The sequence below is a fragment of the Chryseobacterium polytrichastri genome, from assembly GCF_900142445.1.
Taxonomy (GTDB): domain Bacteria; phylum Bacteroidota; class Bacteroidia; order Flavobacteriales; family Weeksellaceae; genus Chryseobacterium; species Chryseobacterium polytrichastri.
The window spans coordinates 1-5591 of the sequence record NZ_FRAV01000073.1 but is presented as its reverse complement, the minus strand read 5'-3'; the positions used below and the strand labels follow the sequence as shown (position 1 = coordinate 5591).

Annotated in this window: 7 protein-coding genes and 2 pseudogenes; 7 read left to right on the top strand and 2 right to left on the bottom strand. The window is 31.9% G+C overall.

From position 1 onward, the window contains the following. Positions 1-517: 517 nt before the first annotated feature. From BUB80_RS22835 to BUB80_RS22820, 4 genes and pseudogenes are all read left to right on the top strand, one after another. A complete protein-coding gene (locus BUB80_RS22835) occupies positions 518-976 on the top strand; it encodes a methylglyoxal synthase (protein ID WP_073298016.1) in 459 nt (152 codons plus the stop codon). A 227-nt stretch (positions 977-1203) separates the two neighbouring features. Continuing rightward, a pseudogene (locus BUB80_RS22830) lies at positions 1204-2087 on the top strand (IS982 family transposase). An 84-nt stretch (positions 2088-2171) separates the two neighbouring features. Then, the gene (locus BUB80_RS22825) at positions 2172-2471 is read left to right on the top strand and encodes a transposase (protein WP_073298015.1); all 300 of its coding nucleotides are present in this window, start codon (positions 2172-2174) and stop codon (positions 2469-2471) included. 16 nt (positions 2472-2487) lie between these two features. Then, on the top strand, positions 2488-2736 hold the full coding sequence (locus tag BUB80_RS22820; protein WP_175549648.1) for a transposase: 249 nt from the start codon (positions 2488-2490) through the stop codon (positions 2734-2736). A gap of 104 nt (positions 2737-2840) precedes the next feature. On the opposite strand, the gene BUB80_RS22815 is transcribed toward BUB80_RS22820, so the two are convergent. After that, positions 2841-3680, bottom strand: coding sequence for a hypothetical protein (locus tag BUB80_RS22815; RefSeq protein WP_073298011.1), 840 nt, complete (start codon positions 3678-3680; stop codon positions 2841-2843). 383 nt (positions 3681-4063) lie between these two features. Here BUB80_RS22815 and BUB80_RS23945 point away from each other — a divergent pair, with 383 nt between their 5' ends. The 3 genes from BUB80_RS23945 to BUB80_RS23935 all read left to right on the top strand — a co-directional run bounded on the left by BUB80_RS23945 (position 4064) and on the right by BUB80_RS23935 (position 5180). Then, entirely contained in the window at positions 4064-4330 is a 267-nt protein-coding gene (locus BUB80_RS23945; RefSeq protein WP_073298009.1) for a transposase, read from the top strand. A 20-nt stretch (positions 4331-4350) separates the two neighbouring features. Continuing rightward, entirely contained in the window at positions 4351-4539 is a 189-nt protein-coding gene (locus BUB80_RS23940; protein WP_083547380.1) for a hypothetical protein, read from the top strand. 134 nt (positions 4540-4673) lie between these two features. Beyond that, positions 4674-5180, top strand: coding sequence for an integrase core domain-containing protein (locus BUB80_RS23935; protein ID WP_228433945.1), 507 nt, complete (start codon positions 4674-4676; stop codon positions 5178-5180). A 196-nt stretch (positions 5181-5376) separates the two neighbouring features. Here the strand turns inward: BUB80_RS23935 and BUB80_RS23930 are convergent. Then, a pseudogene (locus BUB80_RS23930) lies at positions 5377-5591 on the bottom strand (hypothetical protein); the annotation flags it as partial.

Sequence of the window (5591 nt, the reverse complement as noted above, 5' to 3'; positions counted from 1 at the left end):
ACTTGAGCGAAAGCAGAACAGCTTAATGATGTAGCCACTAAGAAAATAATTGTTTTTTTATAATATTTAAGTTTTTGAGTAAAAAATATTTAATATATAGGTTACAAAGTTGTTAAAATTAATTAATGTCTTGTGATTGATTGCGTCTTTTAAAGGCATGGAATGGAAAGGTGAGAAAAGACAAAGTATCTTTCTTTCAATATTTCATTCGTTGTTTTAATCTATTAGCATATAGGTTTTCCATTGAATTATCTGTAAATTATAAAGGGGAAAAAATTAATTTGTTTATCATTTATTAAAAAAAATAAGTTTGACTATAGTTTTTTCGAATAATTCTATAAGTATAGAAATAATTTAAATGTTCTTATAAATTTTATAGAAATATTTTATAGCTGATAATTTGACCATGTTTTCAGAGGATTCCATTAGTATATCCAAAGAACTTCACCGAATATTATTCAATAAAAAGTGACTTGATAAGGTATTAAATTTCTAAATTTGATATAAACTTAACACAATGAAAAGACAAAAAATTCTTGGAATTAAAAAATCTATTGCCCTTCTTGCCCATGATAACAAAAAGAATGAGCTGATTAAATGGACATGCCTTAACAGGGATAGGCTTATTTATCACCGACTTATTGCAACAGAAACAACCGGAAAACTAATTGAAGAACAACTTCAGACCAAAATAAAGAAAGTAATGAGCGGCCCCCTTGGGGGAGATCAACAGTTGGGAGCTATGCTCTCTCAAGGAAAAATAGATATTATTATTTTCTTTTGGGACCCCATGGAAACCCAACCGCATGATAGTGATGTAAAAGCCCTTCTCAGGCTTTGTGTTGTCTGGAACATTCCTATGGCGTGTGATACTGCTACTGCTGACTTCATTATTACCTCTCCTCTGATGACGGAACAATATATTGCAGATCACCCTACTTACAAAACATATGTCAACCGAAATATAACCAAGTAGTTGAATGCTATTAGATATACAAAAATAAAAGATACGGAAAGTCTTGTGTTAGAAACCGCAATAAATATTTATAAACACTCAGATTATTTTTTTATTTTAAATTTCTCAATACCAAAAAATAAGAACTCAATAAAAGTAATTAACCCGTTGTGTATTATGATTGAATAGCAAAAAGCTGTTCATTCGACTGGAAATCAGTAAATTGTTTTTACCACAAAATATTTACAATGAACAACTTAAGTGGAAATTACGAAAGAATTTTGGAAGTTTTGAGAAACTTTCCAATGAAACACTTTTATCTTACCAAAGACGTGTTCCCCGAATGAAAGATTTGGAGGTTATAAGCCTCGCCTTGACAGCTGAATATATGGGAATTGATAGTGAGAATAATTTATTCCGCCAGCTTCCCATTTTTTTGAGCAATAAAATAGAGCGCAGTGTTTACAATCGAAGAAAGCGAAAATTATCTATTCAGATTAATGAGATACGTTTAAAAATGTCACAAAGTTTTAATGAGTTTGAAGATTACTTTATCGTCGATAGTATGTCTTTGGAAATTTGTAAAATCTCCAGAAGTATGGGTTCTAAAATATGTAAGGAAGAGCAATATTGCTATTCCAACAGAGGTTTTTGTGCATCACAGCAAATGTCTTTTTACGGTTACGAACTACATGTGGTTTGCTCTTTGAACGGTATTTTTCAAAGCATAGATTTAAGTCTTGCATCAATTCATGACATTCATTTTTTAAAAGATATTAAAGAGCAGTTATCTGATTGTGTTTTGCTTGGTGATAAAGGTTATCTCTCATCAGAGATACAGATTGATTTGTTTAATTATGCGAATATTACTTTAGCCCCCCCCAAAAAAAAAGAATCAATCAAAAAAAACTACAAACCCCAATTTTATTTATTCAAAAAGCATAGGAAAAGGATTGAAACCTTATTTTCACAACTATGCGACCAATTTATGATTAGACGAAATTACGCTAAAACTTTTGAAGGGTTCAAAACCAGAGTGTTAGCAAAAATTACAGCTTTGATAACAGTTCAGTTCATTAATAAAAACTATTTCAACAGAAATATAAACAGTTTAAAATCAAATATAATTTAAAATGCACAACGGGTTAAATTTAATAATTTTAATTGGTCTGAAAAACAGGGAAGTTTACCTCAAGACATTGAAAAACCAGTTGCTATGTTAAAGTTAGCACATTGGTTTAAAGAAGTGGAAGAATCTGGATTTAAATTCTTCAATACCTTAACGAGAACAATCATATTAGACTATAATGATATTCTCAATTATTTTAATGCTCATAGTACGAATGCTTCAGTTGAATCTTTCAATGCAAAAATAAAAAACTCTAGATTACAACTTAGAGGAGTACGAGATAAATCTTTTTTCTATTTAGACTATCTAAACTTTTTGCGTAGTCCCCAACTTTTGGAATTGATCCATAAAAAGGGAATTAGCTCTTTACAGCTTGCTAAGGAATGATGTAACTCAAAAAACAGTGTGGTTTCTATTACAAAGAATACGTGTTTGTATTAGTATTGAGAACAGCAACGAACTTAGTGGTATTGTAGAATGTGATGAAACTTTTATAGGCGGTAAAAATAAGGAAGTAAAAAAGGATCAGGGAAGAAATTTTAAAAACAAGACTCCTGCTATGGGTATGCTTCAAAAAGGAGGGAAAATGAATACTTATGTTATAAATGATACAAAGATACAAAGCGACAAGTGTTCAGCCATAAATTTATAGGTATGTAGCTGTAGCTCCGGAAATAACGAGAATAAACTCTCAAAAATGAGAGTTTACAAGTAAAAGTGAATATTTAAAAGATAATATATTTTATACTATTATTCTTAATTAGAAAAATAGGTTACATCAACCGAATTTAAATACGTCCTACTATAATTGATGGCCTCAACATTTAATGTATTTACTGTTGGATCTACAAATCTTGTCAAAAATATAACTTTATCTCCTGCATTCATAAAAATAATACCACTAACATGCATTGGTAACGGCGTTCCACCATCAATATTATACGTTTGCATTGATAAAAAAGCAACATTTGCATTACTGAGTGAAGTAGGTTTAGGACCAGTATAAGGCCTTGACACCCCAAATCTCAAAGTTCCATTATATGGACCTCTGGCTACTAAGTTAACTTGAAAATCATAGTAACCTGCCTTATTAGCTATAAACTCACTGGTTGTTGTATCATAAGTAGCTATAGTCGACTGAACTCTTATGTCATCATAAAGTACTTGTCGAATACTTGAACCTAAATCAGCACTTAGATATGTAGTATCATTACCTGTTGTTTTAAAACCTATTATACTAGCAATACTTGGTATACTTAATGCAGCTAAAGAATTTTCGTCTACCATTAGTTCCCACCTACTTTTTGTAGTGTTATACTTATAGTAACTGTTAGCTAAAACCTGATTGGGAACTACTCCTGATAAAGTAGTATTGAAAATCAATAATCCGTTCGCTGGACTAGGAATTGTACTAACATCTATTGCACTATTCAAGGCAACTTTTGGTATTAATAATCCTTTTTTTGCATTTACAGCTAAATTATCAACATTGACATCTAATATAGCTGAACTATTAGGAGTAGATGTTCCTATTCCTACTTGCCCAAAAATTATCAGACCATAAGGAAAAAGAGCAATAATCATAAATTTTTTCATAATGTTATGTATATGTGTTTACAAGTATCAAATATATTAAAAAAAATGATTTTAAAATTTTATTTTTAATATATTTAATATATTTTATCTTTCAAAGAAACAAAATAGTGAATGCTCAAAAATTCAGGTGCTTTTAAAAACCTTTTGATGAGTACTCATCAAAAGGTTTTTAAAAAAAAGTAACAATTTTATTATTCATTTTATTTCTAATGAGTTTGAAATGAATTGCAACCTGCTAATTAGTTAAATTATTTTTATTTTGACACTCTAGCTTATACATGAAGTATCTTTATCACAAGCCTTATATCGCTGGTTATAATTGTAACCCTCCCAAAATTTCGGACTGTATAAAAGACGAAAATTCGTAACTTTAAAACAGTAAGATGAAAAAGTCAGTAATCAGTGAAAGCCAGATTGTAGCCGCCATCAAGGCACAAGAGTCAGGTAAAAAGGTGGCAGATATTTGCCGTGAACTAGGTGTACAACTAGCCACATTTTATAATTGGAAGAAAAAATACGCCGGGATGGAGAATCAGGAGCTCCTGCGTTTGAAAGAACTGGAAGAAGAAAATGGCAGACTTAAGCACATGTATGCTGAACTGGCTCTGGATAACAAGATACTTAAAGATGTACTTTCAAAAAAGTTCTAAAACCCTGCCAGCGTAAAAACATGGTTGCTTATGTGGTGGAGCATCACCAGATCAGTATGAGTAGGGCTTGTCGGGTAGCTTCGCTGCCGAATCCATGTATTTATCAAAAGCTAAAGGATGATTCAGAAACCATTGCCAAGCTTCAAGAACTAGCTTTGGCTTATCCTACTGAAGGACAGGATTTATATTATGGAAGAATCCGTACATAAGGCTATAAATGGAATTATAAAAGAGTCAGACGTGTTTATATCTATTGCTGGGGTTAAATCAACGCAGGAAAATACGCAAACGTTTACCAGCGCGGGTAAAAACTCCGCCGTTACGACCAGATAATCCTGGAGAAATGTGGTCTATAGACTTTATGAATGATGTGCTGACCAATCAAAGAAAGTTCAGGACATTGAATGTCATAGATGATTTTAACCGGGAAGCGATTGCCATTGAGGCAGCCCATTCGATGCCGGCGGTAAGAGTGACCAGGATATTGGAACAGGTCATTTGCGAGCAAGGAAAGCCAAAATGTATCAGAGTTGATAATGGACCTGAATTTATCAGTAATGAATTCAGTACCTGGTGCAAGAATAATCATATTGAAATTCGATATACACAGCCTAGGAGGCCAATGCAAAATGGATACATAGAACGTTTTAATCGCAGCTTCAGGGAAAGTGTTCTGGATGCATATTTATTTGATGATATAACGCAGGTACAACTAATAGCGGAGGAATGGGTAAACGATTATAATTCAAAGAGACCACACGAAGCATTGGAGGGCAAAACACCGCTGGAATATAGCGCAAAATGGAGCCTCAGCATGCAGTCAACTCCTGCGGCGGCGACTGTATGCTGAGGGATAAGAAATAATATATAAATTTGAATTCTCGCCCCCTAAAACGGTTCGAAAAAAGGGAGGGTTACATAATCTAATATTTTTCTTTTCAAATATTATAGAATTCAACTCTGATATATCTAATAATGAAATATCCTCTTTATTCAATATACCATAATACTATTCTTTTTTATGTAGGTATTTAATTTCAATGATATCATTGAAATTTTTTTATAAAAGCTGTTTGAACTTTTATTTTTCTAAGGAACAAAATAGATAAAGCTAAATAATGTAGATTTATCCAAGTGATATTTAATGTTTCAAATCTCACCAATAGTGCTTTGAAACTATCTAACCAAGCATTTGCTTTCTCTATTTTAAATCTTCTTTTATATAATTTTTCATCGAAATAATACTCAGTTTCCACATTAC